We start from the raw sequence: 14089 nt of genomic DNA on the forward strand, positions 1-14089 counted from the left end.
GATGACTGCTAGTCCGACCAGACCCAATCCTTGATCTCGGGCAGGTCGTCGAAGTGCGCGCGGATATAGCGATCGTGCTCTTTTAGCATCTCGGTGCAGAGGGTCGCAATTTCTCCATGCTCGATCAGCGCGCCCGGCACATAGCGCAGGACATCCAGGCAGAGATGCAGCCTGCTGATCCTGTTCAGAACCACCATGTCGAATGGCGTCGTCGTCGTTCCCTCCTCGAGATAACCGCGAACGTGGAAGCGATCATGGGCGTCACGTCCATGCAGCAGATCGTGGATGACGCCGGGGTAGCCGTGGAAGGTGAAAATGACCGGCGCCGTCTGCGTGAAGATGTCGGTGAAATCGGCATCCGTCATGCCATGGGGATGGCGGTCAGCCGGTGACAGCCGCATCAGGTCGACCACGTTGACAACACGCACCTTGAGGCCGGGCGCGTGCTTCCGGAGCATCCAGGCAGCGGCTATCGTCTCCTGCGTCGGGATGTCGCCGGCGCAGGCCAGCACGACATCCGGTTCGTCCGGCTGGTTGCTGTACATGTCCCAGACGCTGGCGCCCTTGGCACAATGGACCTTGGCTTCGTCTATCGTCAGCCATTGCAACTGCGGCTGCTTGTCGATGACGATCAGGTTCAGGTAGTTGACGCTTCTGAGGCAATGATCGGCAACCGACAGCAGGCAATTGGCATCGGCCGGCAGATAGACGCGCGCTACGGTCGGCTTGCGGTGGATGACGGTATCGATGAAGCCGGGCCCCTGATGGCTGAAACCGTTATGATCGTTGCGCCAGCAGGTGGAGGTCAGCAAGTAATTGAGCGACGGAACGTCGGCGCGCCATGGCACCCGCTTTGCGTGTTCGAGCCACTTGCCGTGCTGCATCGACATGGAATCGACGATCATGGCGAAGGCCTCGTAAGTCGCAAACAGGCCGTGACGGCCGGTCAGCGTGTAGCCCTCCAGCCAGCCGTGGCAGCAGTGCTCGCTGAGTACTTCCATCACCCGCCCATCATGCGACACGTGATCGTCACCGGGCAGGATCTCGCTGACCAGGCATCGGTCGGAAACGTCGAAGATGGCGCCGAGCCGGTTCGAATTGGTCTCGTCGGGGCAGAACAGCCGGAAATTATGCGGGTTGTCCTCGTAGATATCGCGCAGATAGTTGCCGAGAACGCTGGTAGAGCCGATGCGTTGGCGGGCACGCTCCTCGAACTTGAACTGATAGTTCTCGAAATCCCGTAGTTTCAACGGCACCGTCAGCAGGCCGCCATTGGCGTTGGGGTTGGAGCCCATGCGGCGATTGCCGGCAGGTGCAAGATCGGCAAATTCCGCGCGGAAGCATCCCGCGTCATCGAAAAGCTCCTCCGGCTTGTAGCTGCGAAGCCAATCATCGAGGATTTGAAGATGCTCCGGCTTGGTCAGGACGTCCGAAACGGGCACCTGATGGGCGCGGAACGTGCCTTCGATCTGCAGGCCGTCGACAACCTTCGGTCCCGTCCAGCCTTTTGGCGTCCGCAAGACGATCACCGGCCATTGCGGTCGCCCATGCGAGGCACCGCTGCGTGCCTTCGACTGGATCTCGCGGATCTCCAGCACTGCAGTTTCGAGCACCGACGCAAATGCCTGGTGGACTTTTTCGGGCACATCGCCCTCGACGAAATAGGGCTTGTAACCCTGGCCCTCGAAGAATTTGGTCAGGTCCTCGTCGCTGTGCCTGGCCCAGACCGTCGGGCCGGAAATCTTGTAGCCGTTGAGATGCAGGATCGGCAGCACCGCGCCGTCACGGGTGGGATTGATGAAATCGATGCTCTTCCAGCTGCCCGCAAGCGGCCCGGTCTCGGCTTCGCCATCGCCGACGACGGCGACGACCAGCAGGTCCGGATTGTCCATGACGGCGCCAAAAGCGTGCACCAGCACATAGCCGAGTTCACCGCCCTCGTGGATCGAGCCGGGCGTCGGGACGCTGACATGGCTCGGAACGCCCCCGGGCGTCGAGAACTGCCGGAAGAGCCGCAGCATGCCTGCTTCGTCGCGGGTAATGTCAGGATAGAACTCCGTATAGCTGCCTTCCAGCCAGACGTTGGCGATCAAGGCAGGGCCCCCATGGCCGGGGCCTGCCATATAGATCGTGTCCAGATCGTATTTCTTGATCAGCCGATTGAGGTGGACATAGATCAGGTTGAGGCCGGGCGACGTTCCCCAGTGGCCGAGCAGCCGCGGCTTGATATGGTCTACGGTCAGCTCTTCGCGCAGCAGGGGATTTGCGGACAGGTAGATCTGACCGATGTTGAGGTAGTTCGCCGCCCGCCACCAGGCATCCATGCAGTGAAGTTCTTCGGCACTGAGCGGCATTGCTACCGACTTTGTGTTCCCGTCCATCGTGATCCCTCATGTCGATTGTACACATGGCCTGATAATGTCGACCGAAGCGGTGCAACTGCCGGGCCCACACGGCTAGGCTTCGTCCGCGATACTAACGCAACCGGACGTCAATAATCTGACATGGATCAAATTCGGCCGATAATCGACAGGGCTTCGTCGGCGATCACCTGCTCCTCGTTGGTGGCGACGACATGGATTGCGATCCGGCTTTCGGCTTTGCTTATGACGAAGACGTTCTCGGCATTGGCCGACGCATCGATCTGCGCTCCGAGCCAGGCAAGACGCGTGACGATTTTTTCCCGGATGGCCGCTTGATGCTCGCCGATGCCGGCCGTGAACACCAGCGTATCGACACCGCCGAGCGTCGAGGCCATCCTGCCGATCTCGCCGGCGATCCTCAGCGCAAAGAGATCGATGGCCTCGGCTGCCTGCGGCCGGTCGTCCGCCAGCAGCGCCCGCGTATCGGCACTGGTGCCAGACACACCGAGCAGGCCGGATCGATGATAAAGCAGATCCTCAACCTCGGCATAGGCCATCTTCTTCTGGCCGATCAGATGCAGCACGACTCCAGCGTCCAGCCATCCGGGCCGGGTTGCCATGGGTATGCCGTCGAGGGTGGAAAAGCCCATGCTGCAATCTCGGCTGACCCCATCTTCCAGCGCGCAGAGGCTCGCGCCACTGCCGAGATGGGCGATCACGGTTTTGCCGACCGACTTTTCGGCCCGACGGGAAAGTTCCGCGGCCACGAATTTGTAGGAGAGACCGTGGAACCCGTAACGCTTGATGCCCTCGTCATGCAGCGCGCGCGGAATGGCGAGGCGTCGCACAAGCTCGTCCTGCGTCCCGTGGAAGGCCGTGTCGAACGAGGCCGATTGCGCCAGGTCTGGGCGCAGATGCCGGACAGCGCGGATGAAGCGCAGTGCCTCCGGCTGGTGCAGCGGTGCCAGCGGGGTCAATGCCTCGATGGCATCGATGACGCTGTCGTCGAGCTTGACGGCTTCGACGAACCTGTCTCCGCCATGCACGACGCGGTGGCCGGCGGCAACCATGGCATCCATCTCGAAATGGCCGGCCAGGATTTTAAAAGCTTCGTCGATGACTTCGTGCAGATCGGCCGTCACCGTGCTTTCCATTTCGGCCTCGAAGGGCTCGGGACCCTGGCTGACCTGGAACACCAGCGGTTTTGCCCTGAGGTCGATGACGGCCTTGCCGATCATCCTGGCGGTTGCGTCTTCGATCTCGAAAATGCCGATCTTGACGGACGACGAGCCCGCGTTGAACGTGAGGAGAATACTGGGTGACGCCATGTTCGACATGCTCCATTGTCGACCCAAGGCCGATGCTGTCGTGACGGTAGCAGATGAAAGGCCTGCGCGGTGAGAGATCGCGCATATCGGTATATCGGAAAATTGCGCGCCTTGCCCTGTGCGAGACACCCGACGTCGCAGGCCGGTGACCCGTGGAGCGCTGTTCGATGGAATAATGTCCACGCGACCTCGAACATTGGCAACCCAACGGACGAAAATCGCGCTACGATCACTTGCCTGCATCGAGAGGAGTCGATCAGGCAAACAATGGAGGAGATCATCATGAGCAAGAACAGAGGCGTGGTCTATCTGAACCCCGGCAAGGTCGAGGTCCGGGATATCGACGATCCCAAACTCGAGGCCCCGAACGGTCGGCGGATCGAGCACGGCGTCATCCTGAAAGTCATCTCGACCAATATCTGCGGCTCCGACCAGCATATGGTACGCGGTCGCACGACCGCCCTGCCTGGCCTGGTTCTCGGCCATGAAATCACCGGCGAGATCATCGAGAAGGGCATCGATGTCGAAATGCTCGAGATCGGCGACATCGTCTCGGTACCGTTCAATGTCGCCTGCGGTCGCTGCCGGTGCTGCAAGGCCCAGGACACCGGCGTCTGCCTGACCGTCAATCCGGCGCGCGCCGGCGGCGCTTACGGCTATGTCGACATGGGAGGCTGGATCGGCGGGCAGGCCCGTTACGTGACGATCCCCTATGCCGACTTCAACCTTCTGAAATTTCCGGACCGTGACAAGGCCATGGCCAAGATCCGCGATCTCACCATGTTATCCGACATTCTGCCGACCGGATTTCACGGTGCCGTCAAGGCGGGCGTCGGGGTCGGCTCGACCGTCTATGTCGCCGGCGCCGGACCGGTTGGCCTCGCAGCCGCAGCCTCTGCGCGTATTCTCGGCGCCGCCGTCGTGATGATCGGCGATTTCAACAAGGAGAGGCTGGCGCATGCCGCCAAGGTCGGCTTCGAGCCGATCGATCTGTCGGCCAGCGACAGGCTGGGCGACATGATCGCCGAGGTGACCGGCAGCAACGAGGTCGACAGCGCGATCGACGCCGTCGGTTTCGAAGCGCGCGGGCATGCCGGTGGCGAACAGCCGGCCATCGTCCTTAACCAGATGATGGAAATCACCCGCGCTGCAGGCTCCATCGGCATCCCCGGGCTTTACGTCACGGAAGACCCCGGCGCCGTCGATAGCGCCGCCAAGCTCGGCAACCTGTCGATGCGGTTCGGACTGGGCTGGGCGAAGGCGCAGTCCTTCCACACAGGCCAGACACCCGTCATCAAGTATAACAGGCAGCTGATGCAGGCGATCCTGCACGACCGACTGCCCATCGCCGATATCGTCAACGCAAAGATCATTTCGCTGGAAGAAGCAGCGCAGGGCTACGAGAGTTTCGATCAGGGGGCGGCACAGAAATTCGTGCTCGATCCCCACGGCATGCTTGCCGCCTGATCGGCATGTGAGGGACATGCGGGCAAAAATCGCGCGCATGTCCCGTTTGTCGGGCGAACTGTTTATCCTTTGCACCCGCCATGGGGGAATGTGGCTTCGCACCCACCTTACTGCCGCGAAATTGAAGCGCTGCACGCGACAGGGTCTAGCATCGGGGTCGGAAGGCGCCTAATAATCTGGCCGCCGATCGGGTCATCCTGCCGGTCTAATGTATTCAGATACACGCGGCGTCGTGCTCGAACAGTGCAGATGAACAAGTCCTTCGGCAACCCGGACAGCGATCCGGACACATCCCCGCGATATCAGCGCGCTGCAATCCAGGCCCGTGCCCTCTCGACGCATGGCGGGCGGGTATGGCTCGCTGCGGCCGTCTTGCTCATTGCCAGTTGGGCAACCGGCGCATTTGCCCCCGCATCGATCTGGCCGACCTTCTTTGGCTGTAACGCCGCAGCCCTGATGCTGTTTGCGACCGGGCTGCGATCCGCCATCGAGGTGGCCGATTGGCGTCGGCGAAAGGCCGGGCTTTCGAGCCTGGCAGCACCGGCGTGGTCGCAGCATCTGCGCGGCCTGCTACTACGACCATGGAAGACGACAGAGCCCGGCGACGGCCCGTCGCAGGATCGTATCGAGCGTCTCAGCGGCAAGATCGCCATGCTCGCCGCCTCCTCCATACACCGCCTCGGTGCACGCGCAGCATCGCTTGCAGCCCTTGCTATTCTTTCGATGCTCGTTGCCTTCGACACTCTTTCCTGGGTCGCCCAGCCGTTTTTCCTCGGCCCCATGGCCTACACGATCAGCGGCCTCTGCCTGGTTCTCGCCTTCGGACTGCTGGTGGTCGAGCGCGGCTTTGCCGCCGCCGATGCCGACGAATGGCCCGAAGCCCAATCGCTGATGCTCCTCGCGCGGCTGCCGATCGTCACACTGTCGCTTTCGGCATTTTCCCTGCTGCTGGTGGGCTCCGGCTATCTCTGGGCCGTCAAGGTGCCGGCCCTGCTTGCCTGCCTGTCGATACTGGTGGGACTGGAGTTTCTCGTGCGCGCCGTCGTTGCGATGTTCGGCCCGCAGAGCGATGAACGGCCGCCGCAATTGCTTGCCGAGAGCCTATTTGCCGGCATCTTGCGCTGGCCGCCACGCCCGCTGACAGCGTTGCAGGCGGAATTGCGCAGCCGGCATGGCATCGATCTGCGGCAGATCTGGGCATTGACCTTCATCGGCAGGACTTTCCCCGCCGTCGCGCTGGCCATTGCTGTCGTCGGCTGGCTTCTCAGCGGCGTCACTGCGGTGCCGATGAGCGGGCGCGGCATCTACGAGCGTTTCGGAAGACCCATCGCGGTCATCCATTCCGGCCTGCATGTCGGGCTACCCTGGCCCTTCGGACGGACCGTCTCTGTCGAAAACGGCATTGTCCACGAAATCGCAACCTCCTTCGTCAGCGACGGCAGCGATTTATCGGCGCCCGATGCCGAGGGACCCGCACCGAGCGGTGCCAACAGGCTGTGGGATGGAACCCATGTCAGCGAGAAGTCGCAGATTATCGCCAGCCGGTCCGAGGGCAAGCAGAGCTTCCAGATCGTCAATATGGACGTGCGCTTCGTCTACCGCATCGGTCTGTCCGACCGGGCAGCCCTCGACGCCACCTATCACACGGCCGATATCCCGGCGCTGATGGAGGCGACGGCCAGTCGCGTGCTGGTGCATGATTTCGCCGTCCGGACCCTCGACGATGTGCTGGGCTCAGGCCGGCTGGAGATGGCGGACGAAATTGCCGCTGCCATCCGGACTGACCTCGATCGTCTTCAGAGCGGCATAGAAGTGCTGGCGGTGGTGGTCGAAGCCATTCACCCGCCGGCAGGCGCCGCAAATGCCTACCACGCCGTCCAGGCCGCCGAGATCACCGCACAGGCGCTGGTCGCCCGCGAGCGCGGTTTTGCCGCCCACTCGGCCAATGAGGCGCAGCGCATCGTCAGCCTCGGGCGCGACAAGGCAACAGCCACGGCGCGTGAAAGCGTTGCTGCCGCAGACGTCGCCAGGCTGCGGTTCGAGGCCGAGCAGACCGCTTACCGCAACGTTGGCCGGGTCTTCCTCGACGAGGCCTATTTCACCCAGCTGACAGCGGGGCTGGGCCAGGCCAAGGCGCTCATCCTCGACCATCGCATCGGCGGAGCGATGGCGCCGACCATCGATCTCAGAAGCATGACGATGCCGATTGACCCGGACGCAGCCCCCAAGGCCAGCGCCCCCGCAGGAAACGACGAGGTCGAGCCATGACCCATGTGCATCAGCACGAAGATCACGATCACAATCATCACCACGACCATCATGAGCACGGCAGCGAGGCGATGCCCTTCCGGTGGTATCGGGTCGTGCTCGCCGTCGGACTGGCGCTGATCGTCGTCGCTGCGGCCTGCGTCGTCCAGGTTCGCTCCGGCGCAGCCACGATCATCACGCGCTTCGGAAATCCGACCCGCGTCCTGATCGAGCCGGGTTTGGCGTTGCGCTATCCTCTGCCCTTCGAAACGACGATCGATGTCGACCTGCGCGCCAAGTCCACGTCGAGCGGGCTGCAGGATGTCGGCACCAGGGACGGGTTGCGTGTGATTGCCGAGGTCTACGCGATCTGGCAGGTCCCGCCGGATGCGGAAGACGTAAAGCGCTTCGTGCGCTCGGTGGAAAACCAGCCCGACCAGGCTGCAGCCCAGATCCGCACGTTTCTCGGTTCCTCGCTCGAAACCGTGGCTGCCAACTACGACCTCTCGGCGCTGATAAACCCGGATCCTTCAAAGCTACAGATTTCGGCTCTGGAATCGCGGCTGAAGGACCAGATTGCCCAATCATTGCTTGATACTTATGGCGTCCGCGTTGTCGAGGTCGGTATCGAGCGCCTGACGCTGCCATCGGTGACGCTGGATGCGACCGTCGACCGGATGCGCGCCGAGCGTGAAACGATTGCGACAGAGCGGGCTGCGGTTGGCAAGCGACAGGCGGCGGAAATCCGCTCTGCAGCCGAACGGGACGCGCGGGTGCTGCAGGCCGACGCATCGGTCAAGGCAGCCGGTATCGAAGCCAGGTCCCGTGTCGAGGCTGCCGAGATTTACGGGGCGGCCTACAAGACCGCGCCCGAACTCTACGAGATGCTCCGATCACTGGATACGCTGGCAACGATCGTCAACGCCAACACGCGGCTGATCCTGCGCACCGATGCTGCGCCGTTCCGGGCCCTGATAGACGGACCGCCGCTCTCGGCTCCGCCAGCCCCGCCGCCGACTTCGCCAGACCCCGGGAAGAAGTGACATGTCCGGCATGCGACAAAGCAAAGCGGCGCCGCATATACAGGCCGTGCGGCTCGCCTTCATGGCGATGTTCGGCATCATGCTGGTGGCCGCGATCTCCTGGGCGACGTCGAATATCCGCCAGATCCCGCCCCAGAGCCGCGCTGTCGTGATGCGTTTCGGCGCCTTGAACCGCGTCCAGAACGCTGGCCTGACGCTCGCCTGGCCACAGCCTTTCGAGCGGGTTTTGCTGGTACCCGATGCTGCTCAGGTGATTGAGCGCAAGGTCGAAGGTCTGCTGAGGTCACCGACAGCCGACCTCGTGACTTCCAATACAGGTCTCCAGAGCGATGCGGAGGCCGGATCGGGCTATCTGCTGACCGCCGATGGCAGCGCCGTTCATCTCGACGTCCGTGTTTTCTATCGCGTCACCGATCCCGTGGCCTACGTCCTGCAGGGCGCTCATGTGATACCGGCGCTGGACCGGCTTGCGACACGCAGCGCGGTGATGGTCTGCGCCTCCCGCGATCTCGACAGCATCCTGGTGGCGAGGCCCGAGCTCGTCGCCGCCGACAGCGGGGTTGCCGAGAGGCGCGAACGGCTGCGGGCCGACTTGGTCATCGGCATCAACGACGGCCTTCGCGCGCTGGCAACGCAGGGCCTCGGGCTTGGCATCGAGGTTGAACGAGCAGACGTCCAGTCGTCATTGCCAGCTTCAGCCGTTGCAGCCTTCGACGGCGTACTGACCGCCAGCCAGCAGGCGGAGCAGGCCATCGCTGCCGCCCGTAACGATGCTGCAAAGCAGAACCAGGCGGCTGCGCAGGCCGCCGATCTCGTCGTCAAGCTGGCCCAGGCGCGGGCAACCGAGCGCGTCGGCAAGGCCCGCACCGACACAGCCACGATCACCGGTCTTGCGACCACGCAAGGCAGCAACAGCGACCCAGGCCTGCTGCAGCGCCTCTACCGCGCAAGGATCGCAACCATCCTGTCGCAGGCGGGCTCCGTCGTCACCATCGATCCGCGCGACGATGCCCGGCTCATTCTGCAGGGGGTAGAAAAATGAGCGAGGCATCCGGACATTCCCATCATGGTCACGGGTCCCATCACGGCCACGGGCATTCGCACGCGCACAGCCATGTCTTCGGCACCGGCCTGCTGACAGCGAACGAAAAGAAGAGCGCCGGTTTCCAGCTGCTGCTGGCCATGGTGGCCGTCGGGCTGCTGGTGCTCGGCCTCGGCTGGCGCTGGCTCCTGCCCGACGAGGCCGGCATCGGCCAGCTGTTGTTTGCGGCGGCATCGATCATTGTCTCCGTGCCTGTCATCCGTTCGGCGTGGCACAGCCTGCGCCATCCGAGCCTGCACGGCATCACAGACCAGCTGATCGCGCTGGCGATGCTCGCCGCCTGGGCCACGGGCGACCTTCTGACCGCAGCATTGCTGCCGATCATCATGATCTTCGGCCATGTGCTGGAGGAGCGAAGTGTCATCGGATCGAAGGAGGCGATGGACGCCCTGGCGCAGCTGACCCGCAGCCTCGCCCGCCGGGTAACTTCCGATGGCAACATCGAGGAGATCGACAATGCGTCGCTGAAGCCCGGCGACATCGTGGAAGTCAGGGCCGGCGACCGCGTTCCGGCGGATGGCCGCGTCGTCGAGGGCCAGGCCAGTCTCGACACCGCGCCGATCACCGGCGAAGCGGTGCCTGTCGAAGTCAGTCTCGGCATGGACATTTTCGGCGGCGCAATCAATCTCGATGGATTGCTGCGCATCGAGGTGACGCGCACCGGCGAGCAGTCGACCCTCGGCAAGGTCATCGCCCTGATGCAACGCGCCGAAAATGCCAAGCCGCCAATCACAAGGCTGCTCGAGCGCTATGCCTACCAGTATCTTTCACTTGTGCTGATGATTGCTGCCCTTGCCTGGTTCCTCACCTATGACGACCAGATCATGCTTGCCGTGCTGGTTGCTGCCTGCCCTTGCGCCCTCGTTCTGTCCGCTCCGGCCACGGCCGTTGCCGGCATTGCGGTGGCGGCAAGGCACGGCATCCTCATTCGCGGCTCCGCCTTCCTCGAGGAACTGGCCGAACTGACATCGGTGGTAATCGACAAGACGGGAACACTGACCTACGGGCAACTGCGTCTGCAGCAGATGAATGCCGTTAGCGACGCGGAACGACCGGCCCTGCTGGCTCTTGCCGCCTCGCTCGGCGCTGCCAGCAGCCACCCTGTCAGTCGCGCCCTCGCCTCGCTCGTGCCGCAGGCGAGCTACCTACCGCTGACCGGCCTGCGCGAGGTCCAGGGGCTTGGTGTCGTAGCGATGACCGAAGGCGGTGAAGCGGCACTCGGCCGGGCGGAATTGTTTACCCGACTTTCGGTCGCGGCACCCTCGCCGCCCGATCACGACGGCCCGATAGCCGGCCTGTCGCTCGATGGACGCTTTGCCTGCTGGCTGCTGCTGTCGGACAGCATTAAGCCGGAGGCCTCCGTGGCGATGGCCGATCTGCGTGACCTTGGCCTAGCCCGGCAATTGCTGCTGACAGGCGACCTTCGGTCGGTGGCAGACACCCTGGCAGCCGAAGTCGGCATCACCGATGTTGCGGCGCAGGCACTGCCGGAAGACAAGCTAATGCGGGTGTCGCGCGAAATCAGCAGCGGTTTCCGGCCGATGGTCGTCGGCGATGGCATCAACGATTCGCTTGCACTGAAGGCTGGCGTCGTTGGCGTGGCGATGGGGGTCGGCGGATCGGACATCGCGCTTGCCTCGGCGGATATCATCCTGATCGGCAGTGATCTGCGCAGGCTCGGCACGTCTGTCCGCCTCAGCCGCCTTTGCCGCCAGACCTTGCAGACCAATGTCGTCATCGGCCTTGGCTGGACCGTCACCATCGTCATCCTTGCAGCCCTCGGCCTTCTTGGCACGGAGGGCGCCCTGGTGGCGGCCATCCTGCACAATGTCAGCACCCTGCTGGTGCTCGGCAACGCCGCCCGGCTGATGCGGTACGACGAGCCGCTGGCGGCCATAGAGGCAGCCTGATCTCGCGGCCAGCGGCACGGTGCTGATGAATTAGTTGCAGAATTTCAGCGCAGGCGAATTGCAATGCAGTTACATTCGTTGTTTTTGTTCGTCCCGACGTGAACTGTGCAGAACCGAAGGACGAGCATCTCTTGGACGTCATCACCACAGCCCTCGTTTTGTTGCTGGCCATCGTCGTCAGCGGCCTGGTGTCGCGGGTTATCCCGATAACACTGCCTTTGCCGCTTATCCAGATCGTGCTTGGCGCAGCGATCGGCCTGTCGGCAAATCTCAGCGTCACGCTGGAACCGGATATCTTCTTTCTGCTGTTCCTGCCGCCGCTGCTGTTTCTCGACGGATGGCGCATTCCGCGCGAGGAATTGATACGGGACCGGAACATCGTTCTTGAACTGGCGCTCGGGCTGGTCGTCTTTGCGGTTCTTGGCGTCGGACTTTTTGTCCACTGGCTGATACCTGCCATGCCACTGGCCGTCTGCTTCGCGCTCGCAGCCGTTGTTTCTCCGACCGACCCGATTGCCGTATCGGCCATTGCCAAGCGCGTGAAGATCCCGCCGCGGATGATGCATATCCTCGAGGGCGAATCGCTTCTCAACGACGCATCCGGCCTCGTCTGCCTGCGCTTTGCCATCGCTGCCGCCCTGACCGGCACGTTTTCGCTCTATGACGCAACGTTGAATTTTCTCTGGGTAGCGATTGGCGGGCTGGTGATCGGCATCGCGGTCACCTGGACGATCAACGCGGTCAGTACGCGCCTTTCGCAGCGCTACGGCGAGGAGAGCGGCTCGCAGATCCTGGTGAGCCTGCTTATGCCGTTTGCCGCCTATCTGCTGGCGGAGCATCTGAAGTGCTCCGGGATCCTCGCGGCTGTCTCTGCCGGGGTAACGATGAGCATCGCGGAGAATTCGGGCCGGGCCATGGCCATCACCCGCGTTCGCCGCAGTGCCGTTTGGGACATGATCGCCTTTGCCTTGAACGGCACCATCTTCGTCCTTCTCGGCGAGCAACTGCCGGGCATCCTGTCGCGCGCCGACCAGACGGTAAAGCTGACCGGCCACGAAAACCCGTGGTGGCTGCTGGCCTATGTCCTCGCGCTGACGGTCAGTCTTGCCAGCCTGCGTTTCGTCTGGGTCTGGGTGTCGCTGCAACTGACGCTGCTTCGGGACAAGCGGCGACACGATTCGACGAGTTCGCGCATTGTCGCGGCCTTTTCTGTCGCCGGCGTGCGAGGCGCACTGACGCTGGCCGGCGTGCTGACCCTGCCCTTGACCATGAACGACGGATCGATTTTTCCGGGACGCGACCTTGCGATATTCCTCGCCATGGGGGTCATCGTCTTTTCGCTGATCGCCGCCACCGTGTTCCTACCGCCACTACTGCGCAACCTGGAGCTACCGAAGGAAACCAAGCGGGAAGAGGATGAGGACGCAGCCCGGATCGCTGCGGCGCAGGTCGCCATGAAGGAAGTCGAGGAGGTCCAGCACAAGCTTGCCAAGGGCAAGGACGACACCGACCTCTATGTCGAGGCCGCAGCGCGGGTCACCGAATTCTATCGGCGGCGGCTAGAAATCCATACGGGTGCCGAAGATGAGGGCTCGACGTCGCGCGAGATCGCCAAGATCGAAATGCAGTTGCGGCTGGCGGCAGTCCGGGCCGAACGCAGCGAGATTTTCCGCAAGGTCCGCGCCCGCGAGCTCGGCAGCGCGACTGGCCGGAAACTGGTCCAGGAGTTGGATCTGCTCGAAGCGCGCTATCTCAGCTAGCAGCACCTCGCAAGGCGGCATCGGCGCTGCAGGCATTGCGAAGCCGGCCACGGCATTGCAAAAGAAGAGAGACAGAATCACCTAGGTCGGACCCAGCTTGGAAAAAACGCTTTATCTTCCCGTGAAGGCCTTTCTGGAAAGTGCCGGTTACCGGGTCAAGGGCGAGATCGGCGGCTGCGATATGGTGGGGCTCAGCGACGACGACCCCGGCATCGTCGTCATCTGCGAACTGAAGCTGACGTTCAACCTCGAACTCGTCCTGCAAGCAGTCGACCGGGCGTCCGTCTGCGACGAGGTGTGGATTGCGGCCCGTATTTCGGCCAGGGGCAAAGGTCGCGAATCCGACAGTCGCTATCGCGATCTCTGCCGGCGACTGGGCTTCGGCATGCTGGGCGTCTCGGATGCAGGCGTGGTCAGCGTCATCGTCCAGTCGGTAACGCCGATGCCTCGAACCAATTCCAAGCGGCGCTCGCGGCTCGTCCGGGAGCACCAGCGGCGGCGCGGCGATCCCATGCTCGGCGGCTCGACCAAAATTCCCGTCATGACCGCCTACCGCCAGCAGGCGCTTGCCATCGCTGCAGCGCTCGAGGCCGGGCCTCTTCGCCCGAAGGATATGAAACTGGTAGCACCGCAGGCAGGAACGATCCTGCTGCGCAACGTCTACGGCTGGTTCGAACGGGTGGAAAAAGGCGTCTACGCCCTGACCGAGGGCGGCAGGCAGGCGCTGAAACAATGGCCGCAAGTCACGGTCGTCGATTAGTTCTGGACAATGCATCCGCCAAAGTGATTGCCCTTTCGGCGACCGGTCTGCTATCAGCGTCCATGCCCGTATCGAAGAGGAGCTGGCCGATGACTGCAACGCCAAGCCC

Annotated in this window: 9 protein-coding genes; 7 read left to right on the plus strand and 2 right to left on the minus strand. The window is 63.1% G+C overall.

Translation table 11 applies throughout. From position 1 onward, the window contains the following. Window positions 1–8: 8 nt before the first annotated feature. Window positions 9–2381 (minus strand): phosphoketolase family protein, encoded by a 2373-nt coding sequence (locus tag EQW76_RS20330; RefSeq protein WP_143123124.1) that lies wholly within the window; start codon window positions 2379–2381, stop codon window positions 9–11. A gap of 128 nt (window positions 2382–2509) precedes the next feature. Then, entirely contained in the window at window positions 2510–3691 is a 1182-nt protein-coding gene (locus EQW76_RS20335; protein WP_143123125.1) for an acetate/propionate family kinase, read from the minus strand. A gap of 282 nt (window positions 3692–3973) precedes the next feature. Between EQW76_RS20335 and fdhA the strand changes: the two genes are divergently transcribed. From fdhA to EQW76_RS20370, 7 genes are all read left to right on the plus strand, one after another. After that, window positions 3974–5158 carry a formaldehyde dehydrogenase, glutathione-independent gene (fdhA, locus tag EQW76_RS20340; protein ID WP_142830947.1) on the plus strand — a complete coding sequence of 395 codons (1185 nt, stop codon included), beginning with the start codon at window positions 3974–3976 and terminating at the stop codon, window positions 5156–5158. Between the two features lie 249 nt (window positions 5159–5407). Then, entirely contained in the window at window positions 5408–7426 is a 2019-nt protein-coding gene (locus tag EQW76_RS20345) for a protease modulator HflK (protein ID WP_143123126.1), read from the plus strand. Then, window positions 7423–8448 (plus strand): SPFH domain-containing protein, encoded by a 1026-nt coding sequence (locus EQW76_RS20350; protein WP_143123127.1) that lies wholly within the window; start codon window positions 7423–7425, stop codon window positions 8446–8448. The genes EQW76_RS20345 and EQW76_RS20350 overlap by 4 nt, the downstream gene beginning before the upstream one ends. 1 nt (window position 8449) lies before the next feature. Beyond that, window positions 8450–9490, plus strand: a complete 1041-nt coding sequence (locus EQW76_RS20355) for an SPFH domain-containing protein (RefSeq protein WP_143123128.1) — start codon at window positions 8450–8452, stop codon at window positions 9488–9490. Beyond that, complete coding sequence (locus EQW76_RS20360; protein WP_143123129.1) at window positions 9487–11460, plus strand: heavy metal translocating P-type ATPase; 1974 nt, start codon at window positions 9487–9489, stop codon at window positions 11458–11460. The genes EQW76_RS20355 and EQW76_RS20360 overlap by 4 nt, the downstream gene beginning before the upstream one ends. A 131-nt stretch (window positions 11461–11591) precedes the next feature. Then, window positions 11592–13220 (plus strand): Na+/H+ antiporter, encoded by a 1629-nt coding sequence (locus EQW76_RS20365; RefSeq protein ID WP_143123130.1) that lies wholly within the window; start codon window positions 11592–11594, stop codon window positions 13218–13220. Between the two features lie 97 nt (window positions 13221–13317). Beyond that, window positions 13318–13980, plus strand: coding sequence for a DUF2161 family putative PD-(D/E)XK-type phosphodiesterase (locus tag EQW76_RS20370; protein ID WP_143123131.1), 663 nt, complete (start codon window positions 13318–13320; stop codon window positions 13978–13980). Window positions 13981–14089: the final 109 nt, after the last annotated feature.

Source organism: Rhizobium sp. rho-13.1 (genome assembly GCF_007000305.1).
GTDB lineage: Bacteria > Pseudomonadota > Alphaproteobacteria > Rhizobiales > Rhizobiaceae > Rhizobium > Rhizobium rhododendri.

Bases quoted from the DNA above. Each gene is read 5' to 3' on its own strand.
- EQW76_RS20330 (WP_143123124.1), bottom strand. From the start codon at position 2,381: ATGGACGGGAACACAAAGTCGGTAGCAATGCCGCTCAGTGCCGAAGAA.
- EQW76_RS20335 (WP_143123125.1), bottom strand. From the start codon at position 3,691: ATGGCGTCACCCAGTATTCTCCTCACGTTCAACGCGGGCTCGTCGTCC.
- fdhA (WP_142830947.1), top strand. From the start codon at position 3,974: ATGAGCAAGAACAGAGGCGTGGTCTATCTGAACCCCGGCAAGGTCGAG.
- EQW76_RS20345 (WP_143123126.1), top strand. From the start codon at position 5,408: ATGAACAAGTCCTTCGGCAACCCGGACAGCGATCCGGACACATCCCCG.
- EQW76_RS20350 (WP_143123127.1), top strand. From the start codon at position 7,423: ATGACCCATGTGCATCAGCACGAAGATCACGATCACAATCATCACCAC.
- EQW76_RS20355 (WP_143123128.1), top strand. From the start codon at position 8,450: ATGTCCGGCATGCGACAAAGCAAAGCGGCGCCGCATATACAGGCCGTG.
- EQW76_RS20360 (WP_143123129.1), top strand. From the start codon at position 9,487: ATGAGCGAGGCATCCGGACATTCCCATCATGGTCACGGGTCCCATCAC.